Source organism: Streptomyces sp. NRRL S-455 (assembly GCF_000717875.1).
GTDB lineage: Bacteria > Actinomycetota > Actinomycetes > Streptomycetales > Streptomycetaceae > Streptomyces.
Window position 1 is genome coordinate 1 of the sequence record NZ_JOCT01000024.1, and the last position, 15851, is coordinate 15851.

At 68.4% G+C, this 15851-nt stretch carries 13 protein-coding genes and 1 tRNA gene; 5 read left to right on the top strand and 9 right to left on the bottom strand.

The window, feature by feature from the left end; translation table 11 throughout:
* On the top strand, positions 1 to 1149 hold a 1149-nt coding region (locus tag IE97_RS0128410; protein WP_037844942.1), incomplete at its 5' end, for a pyridoxal phosphate-dependent decarboxylase family protein.
* Positions 1146 to 2567: a lysine N(6)-hydroxylase/L-ornithine N(5)-oxygenase family protein gene (locus tag IE97_RS0128415; RefSeq protein WP_030246546.1), complete on the top strand. Its 1422-nt coding sequence runs from the start codon at positions 1146 to 1148 to the stop codon at positions 2565 to 2567. The genes IE97_RS0128410 and IE97_RS0128415, both read left to right, overlap by 4 nt.
* Before the next feature lie 13 nt (positions 2568 to 2580).
* Here the strand turns inward: IE97_RS0128415 and IE97_RS0128420 are convergent, their stop codons facing one another.
* Positions 2581 to 4389 carry a bifunctional metallophosphatase/5'-nucleotidase gene (locus tag IE97_RS0128420; protein ID WP_030246547.1) on the bottom strand — a complete coding sequence of 603 codons (1809 nt, stop codon included), beginning with the start codon at positions 4387 to 4389 and terminating at the stop codon, positions 2581 to 2583.
* A gap of 164 nt (positions 4390 to 4553) precedes the next feature.
* Here IE97_RS0128420 and IE97_RS0128425 point away from each other — a divergent pair, with 164 nt between their 5' ends.
* Both IE97_RS0128425 and pyk read left to right on the top strand, forming a co-directional pair.
* Positions 4554 to 5276: an SIMPL domain-containing protein gene (locus IE97_RS0128425; RefSeq protein WP_030246548.1), complete on the top strand. Its 723-nt coding sequence runs from the start codon at positions 4554 to 4556 to the stop codon at positions 5274 to 5276.
* 157 nt (positions 5277 to 5433) lie between these two features.
* Complete coding sequence (gene pyk, locus IE97_RS0128430) at positions 5434 to 6870, top strand: pyruvate kinase (protein WP_030246550.1); 1437 nt, start codon at positions 5434 to 5436, stop codon at positions 6868 to 6870.
* A 4-nt stretch (positions 6871 to 6874) separates the two neighbouring features.
* Here pyk and IE97_RS0128435 read toward each other — a convergent pair whose 3' ends face one another.
* Both IE97_RS0128435 and IE97_RS0128440 read right to left on the bottom strand, forming a co-directional pair.
* Positions 6875 to 7636: a helix-turn-helix domain-containing protein gene (locus IE97_RS0128435; RefSeq protein WP_030246551.1), complete on the bottom strand. Its 762-nt coding sequence runs from the start codon at positions 7634 to 7636 to the stop codon at positions 6875 to 6877.
* Positions 7637 to 7744: 108 nt separating this feature from the next.
* Positions 7745 to 7819, bottom strand: a tRNA-Leu gene (locus IE97_RS0128440).
* Positions 7820 to 7921: 102 nt separating this feature from the next.
* Between IE97_RS0128440 and IE97_RS0128445 the strand changes: the two genes are divergently transcribed.
* Positions 7922 to 8578 (top strand): ANTAR domain-containing response regulator, encoded by a 657-nt coding sequence (locus IE97_RS0128445; RefSeq protein WP_030246554.1) that lies wholly within the window; start codon positions 7922 to 7924, stop codon positions 8576 to 8578.
* A 69-nt stretch (positions 8579 to 8647) separates the two neighbouring features.
* On the opposite strand, the gene IE97_RS0128450 is transcribed toward IE97_RS0128445, so the two are convergent.
* The 6 genes from IE97_RS0128450 to IE97_RS0128475 form a co-directional block, all read right to left on the bottom strand.
* Positions 8648 to 9364: an ABC transporter ATP-binding protein gene (locus IE97_RS0128450; RefSeq protein WP_030246557.1), complete on the bottom strand. Its 717-nt coding sequence runs from the start codon at positions 9362 to 9364 to the stop codon at positions 8648 to 8650.
* Positions 9361 to 10224 (bottom strand): ABC transporter ATP-binding protein, encoded by an 864-nt coding sequence (locus IE97_RS0128455; protein ID WP_030246559.1) that lies wholly within the window; start codon positions 10222 to 10224, stop codon positions 9361 to 9363. The genes IE97_RS0128450 and IE97_RS0128455 overlap by 4 nt, the downstream gene beginning before the upstream one ends.
* 5 nt (positions 10225 to 10229) lie before the next feature.
* Positions 10230 to 12041: a branched-chain amino acid ABC transporter permease gene (locus IE97_RS0128460; protein WP_030246567.1), complete on the bottom strand. Its 1812-nt coding sequence runs from the start codon at positions 12039 to 12041 to the stop codon at positions 10230 to 10232.
* A gap of 4 nt (positions 12042 to 12045) precedes the next feature.
* Positions 12046 to 12975 carry a branched-chain amino acid ABC transporter permease gene (locus IE97_RS0128465; protein ID WP_030246571.1) on the bottom strand — a complete coding sequence of 310 codons (930 nt, stop codon included), beginning with the start codon at positions 12973 to 12975 and terminating at the stop codon, positions 12046 to 12048.
* A gap of 138 nt (positions 12976 to 13113) precedes the next feature.
* Positions 13114 to 14343, bottom strand: a complete 1230-nt coding sequence (locus IE97_RS0128470) for a branched-chain amino acid ABC transporter substrate-binding protein (RefSeq protein ID WP_030246573.1) — start codon at positions 14341 to 14343, stop codon at positions 13114 to 13116.
* A 543-nt stretch (positions 14344 to 14886) separates the two neighbouring features.
* Positions 14887 to 15759, bottom strand: a complete 873-nt coding sequence (locus IE97_RS0128475) for a trypsin-like serine protease (protein WP_030246574.1) — start codon at positions 15757 to 15759, stop codon at positions 14887 to 14889.
* Positions 15760 to 15851: the final 92 nt, after the last annotated feature.

Below are 15851 nucleotides of genomic sequence, written 5' to 3' on the forward strand. Positions count from 1 at the left end.
CACCCCCTGTGCGCCGCCCACCTCCACGGCCCACCCCTCGCCCTCGCCACAGCCGCCGACCTCGCGGCCTCCGCCCTCAACCCGTCCCTCGACTCCTGGGACCAAGGGCCAGGGGCGTCGGAGCTGGAAACCCTGGTGACGGCGGCACTGGCCAAGGACATCTACCCGCACAGCGAAACAGCCGACTCCCTCATCACCACCGGCGGCACCGAGGCCAACCAACTCGCCCTCCTCCTCGCCCGGGAGACCCACGGCGGCACTGTGCGACTCGTGTGCGGAGCGAACGCCCACCACTCACTGAGACGAGCCGCCTGGCTGCTCGGACTGCCCCAGCCCGTCGTCGTACCCACCCCGACCGGCACCCTCGACCCCGTCACCCTCGACGAGACACTCACCCGCACACCCGGCCCGCTGCTCGTCGCCGCCACCGCCGGCACCACCGACGCCGGGCTCATCGACCCACTGCCCCAGATCGCCGCCCACTGCACAGCCCACGGCGCCCGCCTGCACATCGACGCCGCCTACGGCGGAGCCCTCCTCTTCAGCGACCGGCACCGCCCCCGGCTCACCGGGCTCGACACCGCCGACACCGTCACCCTCGACCTGCACAAACTCGGCTGGCAACCAGTCGCCGCAGGCCTCCTCGCCGTCAGAAACTCCCAGGACCTCACCGCCCTGCACCACCACGCCGACTACCTGAACGCCACCGACGACACCGAAGCAGGCCTGCCCGACCTGCTCGGACGATCCCTGCGCACCACCCGCCGCCCCGACGTCCTCAAAATCGCCGTCACCCTCAAGACGCTCGGCCGCACCGGCCTCGGCGCGCTCGTCGACCAGGTGTGCTCCCACGCCCGCCAGTTCGCCGAACTCGTCCACCAGCACCCCGGCTTCGAACTCCACTCCCGCCCCGCCATCAGCACAGTCCTCTTCCGGCCCGCCGACGCCACCGACGCGACCGTGGCCGCCGTACGCCGTGCGCTCCTCACCGACGGCCGAGCCGTCCTCGGCCGCGCCCGTCTCGACGGCCGGCTCTGGCTCAAGGCCACCCTCCTCAACCCCGCCACCGGGCCCGACGACCTCGCCGCCCTGCTGCACCTCGTCACAGCCCGGCAAGCGACACCCGCGGAAGGACACACCCCCCGATGAACCACGCCCCGACCCCCCACCCACACCACGAGCCCGACGCCCCCCGCGACCTCGTCGGCATCGGTATCGGCCCCGCCAACCTCTCCCTCGCCGCACTCGCCCACCCACTCGGCGAACTCGACACCGCCTTCTACGAGCAACGCCCCGCCTTCGGATGGCACTCCGGCCTGCTCATCGAAGGCGCCACCATCCAGGTCCCCTTCCTCGCCGACCTCGTGACCCTCGCCGACCCCACCAGCCCCTGGAGCTTCCTCAACTGGCTCAGGTCCCGCGAGCGGCTCTTCCCCTTCTACTTCGCCGAACGCTTCCACACCCAGCGCGCCGAATACGACGCCTACTGCCACTGGGTCTGCGAGAACCTCCCCGGACTCCACTTCGGCCACCAGGTCGACGCAGTCCGCTGGAACCCCGAACGCGACGTCTTCGAGGTCGACTTCACCCAGCTCGACAAAGACGGAGAAGCCGAAGCCCTCGGCCGCACCTACACACGGAACGTCGTCCTCGGCGTCGGCACCGAACCCTACGTCCCGGACCCCCTCACACCCCTCGTCCAAGCCCCCGGCGTGCCCGTCGTACACGCCGCCGACTACCTCGAACACCGCGCCGCCCTCCTCACCGCCGAGCACATCACCGTCGTGGGCATCGGACAGTCCGGCGCCGAGATCTTCCTCGACCTGCTGCGCAACAGACCCGCCGGGCGCGAAAAAATCCACTGGCTGGGCCGCACCGAGGCCTTCGCACCCATGGAGTACTCCAAGCTCGGCCTGGAGCACTTCACCCCCGACCACACCCGCTACTTCCACGCCCTGCCCGAGCCCACCCGCGACCGCCTCGTCGCCGGCCAGTGGCAACTGCACAAGGGCATCGACACCGCCACCATCGCCGCCATCCACGACGAGCTCTACCGCCGCACCCTGCACGGCGGCTGGCCCGACGCCGTCCTCACCCCCGGCGTCCGCGTCCGCACCGCCGGCCGCATCGCCACCACCAAAGTGGAACTCCACCTGGAACACGAACCGCAGGACAGCCGCACCCGCCTCACCACCGACGCCGTCGTCCTGGCCACCGGCTACCGCGAGCGCCCCCTCGACCGCCTCCTCGCCGGCCTCGACCCCTACATGCGCCGCGACAACCGCGAACGTCCCCGCGTCGACGAGGACCACCGCCTCGTCCTCGACCCGTCCGTCACCGGCACGGTCTACGTCCAGAACGCCGAGACCCACACCCACGGCGTCGGCGCCGCCGACCTCGGCCTCACCGCCTGGCGCAGCGCGATCATCCTCAACTCCCTCACCGGAAGGGAGGCATACGCGCTGCCCCGGCGTACCGCCTTCACCACCTTCGGCCTCAGCCGGCGGCAGCAGGTACCGCCGCCCCGCGAGGCACCGGCCCTGACCCCGCTCGTCGACCGAAGGTGACGAACCCCGGTGCTCAGAAGACGGGCACACCGTCCCGCGTGAGCTTCCAGTCCACCGCCGCGAACTCGGCCGGATCGATCGACCCCTTCGCCTTCACCCAGGCGATCATGGTGTTGCGGATCTCGTCCGAGTTCGACCACAGCAACTGAGCCGCGGCGACATGCGGGAAGTTCCCGCCACCATTGGCCCGGTAATTGTTCACCGCGAACACGAACCTCGCGTCGTCCGCGAGCGGCTGCCCCTCGAACCGCACGTTCGTCACCCGCGAACCGGCCGGCTTCGCGATGTCGATCTCGTACGACAGACCGCTCACCACGTCATAGTTGTAGTCCGGCGTGCCGTTCGCGTTCGTCAGCTTCGCCGGATCCACCGCGGCGCCCGGCGCCGTCCGCACGAAGTAGTTCGCCGAGAACTCCAGGTACGCCTTCATCTGCGCACCCGTCATCAGCCGGGCCTCCAGCGTGTTCTCGAAGACGTACAGACCCGCCACGTCCCGGATCGTCACCTCACCCGCCGGAATCCTCGCCGACCGCGAGAAGCACGCCGCCTGCGACAGCACCGGCAGCGCGGCGTACTCCGTCCCCGCCAAAGCCTGCTTCACCGTGTCCGCCTGGATGTGGTTGATCAGGTCGATGATCGGCACGTCCTTGTACGGCGCCTCGGCCGACGTCATCTCCGCCGCGTTGGTGCCGATGACCTGGTTGACGTACGCCACGACCTTCTCGTGCTCGTCCGAGAGCAGCTTCGTGATCCTCGGGTCCTCCTCCACCGTGTTGGAGTTGAGGACCTTCGCGCCCACCTTCTCGACCTTCCAGCAGCCCTTCACCCAGACCAGCTCGAAGTCGAACAGCGTCAGCCGCTGCCCCCACTTCAGCGGCTCCGACAGCACGACCCGCTTGCCGGTCTTCTTGTTGGTCACGAAGTACTCGGGGATCTCCGTGTGCGCGTGCCCGACCAGGATCGCGTCGATACCCGGCACCTGCTCGGCCACCAGCCCGGCCGCGTTCTCGATGTACGGCAACTGGTCACCGTAGGACGACGTCCCCGACGAACCGCTGTGCGCCGAGACGATCACCACGTCCGCACCCATCGACCGCAGCCTCGGCACCCACTTCGCCGCCTGCTCCTCCAGACCCGGGAACGTCATCTTCCCCTGCACGTTCGCCTTGTCCCAGATCGCGATCCCCGGGTTGGTCAGACCCAGCACCGCCACCTTCACGTCCCGCCCGAACGGCGTGCGCAGCCGGTGCATGCTGTACGGCGCGAACGCCGGCCGCAGCGTCTTCGCGTCCAGCGCGTTCGCGCCCAGCAGCGGGAAACGGCACTGCTGCTCGAACTTCCGCAGCACCGGAATGCCGTAGTTGAACTCGTGGTTGCCGAGCGCCGCCGCGTCGTAGTCCATGGCGTTCATCGCCTGCGCCATCGGGTGCACCGGGCCGCCCTCGGCGGTGATCGGGTCCACCTTGGCGTAGTAGTACGACAACTGCGTGCCCTGGATGGTGTCGCCCGCGTCGATCAGCAGCGTGTTGCGGCGGCCCTTCTCCTCGCGGACCCGGTTCACCAGCGTCGAGACCTTCGCGAGACCGACGTCGTTGTGGTCCTTGTCGTCGAACTCCTTGTCCGTGAAGTAGTCCCAGTTGAAGACGTTGCCGTGCAGATCCGTCGTCCCCATCACGGTGAACGCGTACCGCTTCACGCCCCGACCGGCAGCGCCGCTCGCCTCGGCCGCGTGAGCACCCGGCGTCGAGACCGCTCCGGCCAGCGCCACCCCCGCCCCGGTCACGGCGGACTTCTCCAGGAACTTCCGGCGGTTCAACGGCATGGCTGACTCTCCTCGCGGAATCTGTGAACGACGCGCGTAGATAACGCGCGTAGATTCTGACCCGAACATGACCGACAGCAACAGCCCCGACAGGTTGCGATTGGATGACTCGGAGCCGCCCTTTCCACGCCTGCGGCCAGCCAAGACATGACATTGTGGGGCGTATGAGCGCCCCCACCGGAGATGCCGCCCAGCCCGCCGTCCCCTACGGCACACCCGACGCCCCGCGCATCGCCGTCCGCGGCGAGGCCCTCCTCGAAGTCGACCCCGAGATCGCCCGCATCGGCATCACCGTCGCCGCCCGCGGCCGCGACCGCCGCTCCGCCCTCGACGACCTCACCCGCCGCAACGCCTCCGTCCTCGACCTCGTCAAGTCCTACGGCGACGCCGTCGAACGCCTGGAGACCGGCGCCCTCTCCATCACCCCCGAACTCGTCAAGCACGGCCGGGGCGAACGCGTCCGCACCTACCAGGGCAGCGTCCACATCACCGCCGAACTCACCGACTTCACCGCCCTCGGCGAACTCACCACCCGCCTCGCCGACCTCGAACTCACCCGCATCGACGGCCCCTGGTGGGCCCTGCGCCCCGACTCACCGGCCCACCGCGAAGCCCGCAAGAAAGCCGTGGGAGAAGCCGTCCAGCGCGCCCGCGAATACGCCGAGGCACTCGGCACCAGCCTCGCCGCCCTCGTCGAACTCGCCGACCTCGGCGCCGAGAACGCCCCGCCGGCCTACCCCCAGGCCCCCGGCGGCCGCATGCGCTCCGCGGCCTACGCGGGCGCCGCCGAGAACGCCCCCGCGGCCCCCCTCGACCTCGAACCCCAACGCCAGCACGTCCACGCCCAGATCAACGCCCGCTTCACGATGGTGCCGCCGCGGCTGTGACGGGAGAGCGAAAACGCGAACGAATTCCTCGATCGAATGCTCATCAGAGCACCCGGCCGCACAATTCAACACTTGTCGACAACGCTTCACGCAAAGTCTGTTGCGTAGTCACGCGCGGCCAATTCTCTACCCGCCGGTAACTCATAGGCTCACCCCTATGCGCCGAGCCAAAATCGTCTGCACACTGGGCCCCGCCACCGACACCTACGACCAGATCAAAGACCTGGTCGACGCCGGAATGGACGTCGCCCGATTCAACCTCAGCCACGGCGGCCACGCCGAACACGAGGAGCGATACCACCGGGTCCGCAAGGCCGCCGACGAAACCGGCCGCAGCGTCGGCGTCCTCGCCGACCTTCAAGGCCCGAAAATCCGGCTCGGCCGCTTCACCGAAGGCCCCGTACTCCTTGAACGCGGCGACACCTTCACCATCACCGTGGAAGAAGGCATCGAAGGCGACCGCAACACCTGCGGCACCACCTACGCCGGCCTCGCCGACGACGTCACCACCGGCGAACGCATCCTCGTCGACGACGGCAAGGTCTGCCTCGAAGTCACCGAGACCGACGGCCCCCGCGTCCACACCACGGTCGTCGAGGGCGGCGTCATCTCCGACCACAAAGGCCTCAACCTCCCCGGCGTCGCCGTCTCCGTCCCCGCCCTCTCCAAGAAAGACGAAGACGACCTCCGTTGGGCCCTGCGCACCGGCTTCGACGTCATCGCCCTCTCCTTCGTCCGCACCGGCCGCGACATCCAGGACGTCCACCGCATCATGGACGAAGAAGGACGCCGCCTCCCCGTCATCGCCAAAATCGAAAAACCACAGGCCGTCGAGAACATCGACGACATCGTCGCCGCCTTCGACGGCATCATGGTCGCCCGCGGAGACCTCGGCGTCGAAATGCCCCTCGAACAAGTCCCCATCGTCCAAAAGCGCGCGATCAAACTGGCCAAACGCAACGCCAAACCAGTCATCGTCGCCACCCAGATGCTCGACTCGATGATCGACAACGCCCGCCCCACCCGAGCCGAAGCCTCCGACGTCGCCAACGCCGTCATCGACGGCACCGACGCGGTCATGCTCTCCGGCGAAACCAGCGTCGGCAACCACCCGACCGACACCGTCCGCACCATGGCCCGCATCATCGAGGCCTCGGAGGAAGACATCCTCGCCAAGGGCCTCCCCCCACTCACCGAACACAACAAACCCCGCACCCAAGCCGGCGCAGTCGCCCGAGCCGCCGCCGAAATCGGCGACTTCCTCGGCGCCCGCTTCCTCGTCGCCTTCACCCAGTCCGGCGACACCGCCCGCCGCCTCTCCCGCTACCGCTCCCCGATCCCCCTCCTCGCCTTCACCCCCGACCAGGCCACCCGCTCCCAGCTCAGCCTCACCTGGGGCGTGGAGACCTTCCTCGGCCCCTGCGTGGACTCCACGGACGCCATGGTGTCCCAGGTCGACGAACTACTGCTCCGCTACGGCCGCTGCCGCCGGGGCGACACGGTCGTCATCACGGCGGGCTCCCCGCCCGGCGTCTCGGGCTCGACGAACATGGTCCGGGTCCACCACATCGGCGAGGACGACGGCCCGAGGTAGGCCGTCAGTACTTGGGCCCGACGTGGGCGTCCATGAGAGCCACGGAGGCCTTGCGGGCCACGGAGATGTTGAACGGGTTGCCGCCGCGGGTGCAGTGCGTCCACTCGACACCGAGCTTGTCGAGCGTGTCGGTGTACAGCCGCCGGATGTCCTCGGAGACGTTGGTGAAGAAGTACCGGGGATACTCGTAGCGCTTGCGCTCGCCGGCGACCACACGGGTCGTCCAGTTGGTGATCCGGCAGCCGTCCGAGTGGACGAGCCCTCGGATGAACTCCCAGGGGTGGTGGGCGTCGACGATGGCCTGCTGCCAGGGTTCGAGGACGATACGGCGTTCGTGTTTCTTACCGGAACCGTGCTGGGGAAAGAGGTGCGGCCAGTGCCTGCTGTAGCTGACCACTGAGACGTATCCCTGGGCCTGAGTGCGCGAGGAGCGCCCAGTCGGGTTAATGCTACGCATGGCGATCTCGCATGCTTCGATCAGACCGGGCCATGAGTTTGCGCACGCGACTCTCAGGTAATAGCCGGTGCCACGAGGGCTGCTGCTGATGCAGCCATCGCCGAGGTAGAGACCCAGTAGGTAGGCGTACGCGCGCTCGTCGGCGGGCGGTCCGGGGTCTGGAGGCGCCATACGGGGCCGCGGCTCGAGGCGGTCATGCCAGGAGCGGATCGCGGCCCGTGAGATGCCTGTCTCGCGGCTGACCGAGTTCAGGCTGCGTCCCTGGGCCACCAGTGCGAGCGCTCGCTTGCGTGTGCTGAGGTCATACATGCGGCCACTGTGAAGCTGTGATCACAGTGACACGCAGCAAAAAGCGGATGTTCACGAGAACGTGGACATCCGCTTCGGGGGTCGTGACCTTGGAAAGTAAGGAAAAAGTGCCCCGGGTCGGACTCGAACCGACACTGTATGGGTTTTGAATCCATTGCCTGCTGCCAATTGGGCTACCGGGGCCCGGTGAATCCAAGGTTGACCTCGACCCACTGCCTGACCACCATACCGCAGCTAGGTACGCTCTTGGGAGCAGTACCGGCCTGCCCCTACCAAGGAGCCCACGTGAGCGCCCCCGAGTCGCCCCAGCCCGTTGACGTGCCTGATGACGACAAGTCGCACGTGCCTCCGATGACGACGCGGGTCGTCATCGCCGAGGACGAGGCCCTGATCCGGCTCGATCTCAAAGAGATGCTGGAGGAGGAGGGGTACACCGTCGTCGGTGAGGCCGGTGACGGTGAGCAGGCCGTGGAGCTGGCCCGTGAGCACCGGCCCGACCTGGTGATCCTCGATGTGAAGATGCCGAAGCTGGACGGCATCTCCGCGGCCGAGAAGATCGCCGAGGAGAGCATCGCGCCGGTGCTGATGCTGACCGCGTTCTCGCAGCGTGACCTGGTGGAGCGGGCGCGGGACGCCGGTGCCATGGCGTATCTGGTGAAGCCGTTCAGCAAGACCGATGTCGTGCCGGCGATCGAGATGGCCGTGTCGCGGTTCACGGAGCTGAAGGAGCTGGAGAAGGAGGTCGCGGACCTCACGCTCCGGCTGGAGACGCGGAAGCTGGTGGACCGGGCGAAGTCGATCCTGCAGACGGAGTACGGGCTGACCGAGCCGGCGGCTTTCCGGTGGATTCAGAAGACGTCGATGGACCGCCGTATGTCGATGCAGCAGGTCGCGGAGGCCGTCATTCAGGACGCCGAGGAGAAGAAGGCCGACAAGGGCTGAGTGGCAGCAGGCAAGAGGCCCGCCCCCGGTGGGGGCGGGCCTCTTGGTGTACCGGTGCGGGTGGAGGGCTCAGTCCTCGCCGAGGTACGCCTTCCGCACCGACTCGTCGTGGAGCAGGTCCTGCCCGGTGCCGGAGAGGACGATGTTGCCGACCTCCATGACGTGGCCGTGGTCGGCGAGGGACAGCGCGGCCTGGGCGTTCTGCTCGACGAGCAGGATGGTCGTGCCCCGTGACTTGAGCTCGGAGATCGTCGCCATGATCTTCTGCATCATGATCGGGGAGAGTCCCATGGAGGGCTCGTCGAGCATGAGCAGCTTGGGCTGGGACATGAGGGCGCGGCCCATGGCGAGCATCTGCTGCTCGCCGCCCGACAGGGTTCCCGCTGCCTGCTTGCGACGTTCGCCGAGGATGGGGAAGAGGTCGTAGGCGCGCTGGATGTCCTTTTCGATGCCTTCCTTGTCCTTGCGGAGGAACGCTCCGAGCTGGAGGTTCTCCGCGATGGTGAGGCGGGGGAAGATGTGCCGGCCTTCGGGGGAGTGGGCGAGGCCGAGGGCGACGATCTTGTGGGCGGGGACGCCGTTCAGCGGTTTGCCGTCGAAGAGGATCTTCCCGGCTGTCGGCTTGAGCAGGCCGGAGAGTGTGCGCAGGGTGGTCGTCTTGCCGGCGCCGTTGGTGCCGATGAGAGTGATGACCTGGCCGGCTTCGACGCTGAAGGAGATGCCTTTGACGGCTTCGATCTTGCCGTAGGAGACCCGGAGGTCTTCGACCTCGAGGAGTGCGGTCACTTGGCTTCTCCCTTGGTGCTGCTGGTGGTGCTGGTCGCGTCGGCGGCGGCTTCGGCGGCCTCGACCTCGGCGGCTTCGGCTTCGCCGGGGTCGCCTTCGAAGGGTTCGCCGAGGTAGGCGGCGACGACGCGTTCGTCGGCCTGGACGATGTCGGGGGTTCCTTCGACGAGCTTTTCGCCCTGGACGAGCACGGCGACGCGGTCGCTGAGGTTGAAGACGAAGCGCATGTCGTGCTCGATGAGGAGGACGGCGATGCCCTTGTCGCGGATGGCGAAGACCAGTTCCTCGGTGGCCCGGGTCTCCTGGGGGTTCATGCCGGCGGTGGGCTCGTCGAGCAGCAGCAGGCCGGGTTCGCTGGCCAGTGCTCGCGCGATCTCCAGCTTGCGCTGTTCGCCGTAGGGCAGGTTGCGGGCGAGGTGGTCGCGCTTGTGGGCGAGGCCGATGAACTCGAGGAGTTCCATGGCGCGTTCTTCGCTGTCGCGTTCGGCTTTCTTGAAGCCGGGGCCGCGCAGGAGGGCGGACCAGAGGCCTTCCTTCGTCCGCGTGTGGCGGCCGACGAGGACGTTTTCCAGGACCGTCATGTTGGCGAACAGGCGGATGTTCTGGAAGGTGCGGGCGATGCCGGCCTGGGTGACCAGGTGGGGCTTGGGCGGGAGCACGGTGCCCTTGTAGGAGACGGTGCCCTCGGTGGGGACGTACAGGCCGGTGAGGCAGTTGAAGAAGGTGGTCTTGCCGGCGCCGTTGGGGCCGATGAGGCCGACGATCTCGCCGGCGTTGACCGTGAAGTCGACGGAGCGTACGGCGGTGAGGCCGCCGAAGCGCATCGTGACGTCGCGGGCTTCGAGTACAGGTGTCGTCATGATGGTTACGCCCCCGCCTTGGTGACGGCCGGTTCGTCGGTCAGCGTGGTCTGTTTCGGTACGTCGAGTTGGCCGGTCTCGTGGAATTCGAGCTGGCGCCGGCGGTTGGCGATGATGCCTTCGGGGCGGAAGCGCATCAGCAGGATGAGCGCGATGCCGAAGGCGAGGAGTGACTTCTCCTGGAGGAAGACGAGCTTCTCGGGGAGCAGGTAGAGCAGGGCCGCGCCGAGGAGCGGTCCGGCGACGGTGCCCATGCCGCCGAGGACGACCGCGGCCAGGAGGAACGCGGAGTTGGGCGGGGTGGAGCCGGCGAACTGGTAGGGCGTGGGGACGACGCTGTAGGTGACGTGGGCGCTGACGGTGCCGGCGAGGCCGGCGAGGGCGGCGCCGAGGGCGAAGGCGACGAGCTTGACGCGGAAGCCGTTGATGCCCATGGCGGTGGCGGCGGTCTCGTCCTCGCGGATGGCGATCCAGGAGCGGCCGATGCGGGAGTCCGCGGCCCGCGTGTAGACCAGGACCACGATGGCCATGATGAGGACCATCAGGAGGTAGTAGTTGGCGAAGCGGCCGAGGGTGAATCCGCCGATGTCGTGGGCTTCTCCGAAGTTGAATCCGAAGAGCTTCAGGTCGGGGATGGAGGGGATGCCGTTCGGGCCGTTGGTGACGTCGGGTCCGGACTGGCCGTCCATGTTGTTGACGGCGATGCGGAAGATCTCGCCGAAGCCGAGGGTGACGATGGCGAGGTAGTCGCCGCGCAGCCGCAGGGTCGGGGCGCCGATGAGGACGCCGAAGACCAGGGAGGCGGCGGCGCCGGCCAGGGCGGAGGCCCAGAACGGCAGGTGGACGCCGGAGATGGTGGAGAACTCGGAGCCGGAGACGAGGGCCGCGGTGTAGGCGCCGACACCGAGGAAGGCGACGTATCCGAGGTCGAGGAGTCCGGCGAGGCCGACGACGATGTTGAGGCCGAGGGCGACGGTTCCGAAGATCAGGATGTTGACGCCGATGTTGGCGTAGTGGTCGTCGGTCTGGGTGAAGGGGAAGGCGATGGCCGCGGCGAAGCCCATGGCGAGGGTGAAGCTGCGGTTGGCGGCGACGAGCGCGGAGAAGCGGTCGAGGAGGCCGGCGGTGTGCAGGGCCCACATGGCGAAGATGACGACGAAGAGGTAGCCGATGAAGAGTTCGCCGTACTCGGTGTCGATGCCGTAGGTGAAGACGCCGAGGCCGATGATGGTGACCACGGTGATCACGGCCCGCTGGAGCCAGGGCGCGGTGGCCTGGGCGGCGGGGATGCGGTCGGGCTTGGCGATGTAGGCCTTGAGGGCTTCCTTGGTGCCGTCGGTGCCGGTGCGCTCCTGGGGGAGGGCGAAGGCGCCGATGACGGGCAGGAGGGAGGCGATGGCCGCGATCCAGCCGCCCGGTTCGAGGTTGACGATGCCGCCGAGTTCGACGCTGATGGCGATGACGGTGAACCAGGTGACGGTGAATCCGCCGAGTGCGCTCAGGGCGAGGGGTGCGTTGTTGCGGGCGGGCAGGAGCCAGCCGAGGCCGCGGATGCCGTACGCCGCGAGTGCGAACAGGGTGGTGAGGATGCCGGCGGTGAAGGTGAGCCACTGCAGGCCGCCGGGGTAGCCGTTGATGGTGAGGTCGCCGGGGAAGCTGGCGGTCCAGGTCCAGGCGAGGTAGGCGGAGGCCGCGGTGGCGATGCCGCCGGCGAGTACCAGGGTGCGGGCTGCGGAGGCGGGCAGGGGGATGAGTCCGCGCGGTGCGGGCGGGGTGGGGGCGGCGTCCGGTGCGGGGGTCTTGGTCGTCTCGGTCATGTGATCACGCCCTGTCCGCGACGCGCTCGCCGAGCAGGCCCTGGGGCCGGAACAGCAGCACGAGGATGAGGAGGCAGAAGGCCCAGACGTTCGCCCAGCTCTGGCCGCCGAGCTGCTGCATGCCGGGGATCTCGTCGATGTAGGCGGAGGCGAGGGTCTCGGCGATGCCGAGGACGACGCCGCCGAGCATGGCTCCGTAGATGTTGCCGATGCCGCCGAGGACGGCCGCGGTGAAGGCCTTGAGGCCCATGAGGAAGCCCATGCGGTAGTCGACGTTGCCGTACTTGAGTCCGTAGGCGACGGCGGCGACGGCGGCGAAGAAGCCGCCGATGGCGAAGGCGATGACGATGATGCGGTTGGTGTCGATGCCCATGAGCTGCGCGGTGTCGGGGTCCTGCGCGGTGGCCTGCATGGCGCGGCCGGTGCGGCTGCGGCGCACGAAGAGGGCGAGGGCGGCCATGCAGATGACGGCGGCGAGGATGAGGAAGATGTCGGCGTCCTTGATGGTGATGGAGCCGATGTCGTGGGTGGCGTCGAGGCCGGGGAAGGCGCGGGCACGGTCGGCGCCGGGGTAGAAGTTGCGGACGACTTCCTGGAGGGCCAGGGAGAGACCGATGGCGGTGATGAGCGGTGCCAGGCGTGGTGCTCCGCGCAGTGGCCGGTAGGCGAATCGTTCCGCTCCGACGGCTATGAGGATGGCCACGAGGGCGCCGCCGAGGAGCATGAGCGGTACGGCGAGGGCCATCGAGGTGCCGTCGGGCAGGATGTAGAAGTAGACCGTGAGGGCGCCGAAGGCCCCGGTCATGAAGATCTCGCCGTGCGCGAAGTTGATGAGCTGGACGATGCCGTACACCATCGTGTAGCCGATGGCGATCAGCCCGTACATCGAGCCGAGAAGCAGCCCGTTGGCCAGCTGCTGCGGCAGGGTGTTCACCGCATGGCCTCCATGTCGCTGGTGGTCGTGTGCACTGGATGCGTGCGTGGTCGCGTGCTGTGTGGGGGTGTGAAAACGGGCCGCGCGGTCGGGGTCGTCCTCCCGCGCGGCCCGGTGCGGCTCTATGGGGGGCCGGGACTACTGCAGGTCGGCGGTGCCGGTCTCGACGTCCTTCCAGGCGCCCTTCTCGACCTGGTACACCGTCAGCTGCTTGTTGGTGGTGTCGCCGTACTGGTCGAAGGAGATCTTGCCGGTGAGGCCTTCGAAGTCGGACTTCTGGACTCCGTCGACGACCTTGGAGCGCAGGTCGTTGATGTCGGTGGGCACCTTGCCGCCGTTGGCGTCGGCCGCGGCCTTGACGGCCTTGATGATGGCGGTGGTGGCGTCGTAGGCGTAGGCGCCGTAGGCGCCGTAGTCGCCCTTGTAGCCCTTGGACTTGTAGGTCTGGATGAACTGCTTGGCCGCGGGCAGGGTGTCGGCGGGGACACCGATCGCGGTGGCGAGGTCACCTTCGGAGGACTTGCCGGCGGCCTCGATGTAGGTGGAGGCGAACATGCCGTCGCCGCCGAACAGCGGGATCTTGACGCCGGCGTCCTTGAGCTGCTTGGTGATCAGCGCGGACTCGTCGTACTGGCCGCCGTAGTAGAGCAGGTCGGCACCGGAGTTCTTGATCTTGGTGACGAGGGAGCCGAAGTCCTTGTCGCCGGTGTTGACGTGGTCGGTGCCGACGACCTTGCCGCCGAGCTTCTTGTACTGCTCGGCGAAGATCTTCGCGAGGCCGGCGCCGTAGGTCTGCTTGTCGTCGACGACGAAGGCCTTCTTCTTCTTGAGGCCGTTGTACGCGTAGCCGGCGGCGAAGCTGCCCTGCAGTTCGTCGGTGGTGGCGGTGCGGAAGTACGTCTTGAACGGACGCTTCTTGTCCGTCTGCCAGTTCTTGCCCTGCGTCAGCTCCGGGTTGGTGTTCGCCGGGGAGATCTGGACCATGTTGGCCGAGGCGAAGACCTGCTGCATCGTCTGGGCGACGCCGGAGTTCAGCGGGCCGACGGCGCCGACGGCGGTCTTGTCGCCGACGATGTTGGTGGCGTTGGACTGGCCGGTGGCGGGCTGCGCCTTGTCGTCCAGGGCCGTGAGCTTGAACTTGACGCCGGGGACCCAGTTGTTCTTGTTGGCGTCGTCGACGGCGATCTGCGCGCCGTACTGGATGCCGAGGCCGGTGGTGGAGTTCTCACCGGACAGGGGGGCGTCCACGCCGATGGTCAGCGTGGTGCTGTTCCCGCTGTCTCCGCCCTTGTCACCGCTGTCGTCTCGGGAGCCGCAGGCGGTGAGAGTCAGAGCTCCGGTCGTGAGAACGGAGGTAAGAATCACCAAGGAACGCTGTCGCACAATCAGTCCTTTCACAGGCAGGCCCCGCCCTGGTCGGGGGGTGAGTGCCGCGCTGGTACCGAACTCCCGATGGAGCGGTGACTGGCCGTGACTCTAAGCCCGGGGTCAGGGCAGGGTCAGCGGCGTGGGCTGGCTTGTGACTTTCTTGTTATGACGTCGTGGATGCCCGGTCTCGGCTACGGCCCGTCTCGGCGGGTTTGTTGGCTTTTGTCCGAGGTCCGCATTCTGAGAACGCGCACTTCCGGTTGGCCGTGGCCGAGATCGTGCGGTCGCCATGGCGCGGGTGACGGGGGCGGGATCGGAAGGGTCCGGGGAGTGGGCGCGGCCGAAGACGAAACGGTGATGGTGTATTGCGGGCGCGTTACGGAGCGTTACGCCTGGAAAAGAAGTGTGGGCGGCCAGGGGGAGTTCCGAACGATGGGGAAAGGAGATTTCGGCTCGGGTGAGGGGGCACGACGATGCCCCGCCGCTTCGGGGTGGGGACCGATGCGGCGGGGCGGTCGGTGGTGTGGTGCGGCCGTCGCGGGGCTACGGCAGCTGCGTGAAGGGCGACAGGAACGCGCGGGCGCCCGGGGTGTCCAGGCGGTAGGTCACGTTGGTGGCGTAGCAGGGGGTGTCGCCGGTGATGGTGGTGGCGGCGAGGATGCGTTTGCCGCCGATCATCGCGAAGTTGGGGCCGCCCGAGTCGCCGTAGCAGGCACCGCCGTTGCCCTGCGGCGCGGTCATCGCGAGGCGGAGCCAGGAGTCGTTGAGGGCGTTGAAGGTGACGGGTGCCTTCATGCGGACGCCGCCGCCGGGGTGGGTCTGGCCGCCGGTGCCTGTGACGGCCTCCTGGGTGCCGTATCCGGCGACGGTCCAGTCGGCGGCGTTCAGGCCCTGCGAGCCGAGTCTGCCGAGCTGGTTCGCGGTGGGCAGGGTGGCCGGGGTGAAGCTCCAGCGGGCCTTGACCGCGGCGGCGGACAGTTCGACCACCGAGATGTCGTGGGTGTCGGAGGCGGGCCCCGGATAGTCCGGGTGTGAGTGGGCGGTGCCCGGGACGGCGACGGCGGCTGCCTGCGCGGCCGGGTCGCCGGGGTGTTTCCTCGCCGCCGCGTCGAGCCCGGCCTGCACGTCCTGGTCGAGGGACACGTGGAACCGCACGTTGTCCGGCCAGTCGGTGGTGCAGTGCGCGGCGGTCAGGAACGTGTCCCGGTCGATCATGGTGCCGGAGCAGACCCAGTCGACCCGGTCGGGGGTCGCGGGGTCGCCGTCGTCGTCCCAGGTGGCCACGAGCGCGCCGACCTCGGTGCGTTCGGGGGCGGGCGTGGCGTTGTAGGAGTTGATGGCGGAGGACGGCAGCGCGGTGGCGAGCACGGCGGCGCCGGCCGCGGCGGTGACGGCGATGGCACGTACGGTGGTCAAGAGAAACCCTTCTAGGGGTGGGACGGGTCTTCTCCTGTGGGGGGAGCGTCAGTGAAGCGCCTGGAGGCGGCCGCTACAAGAGCACGACCGCC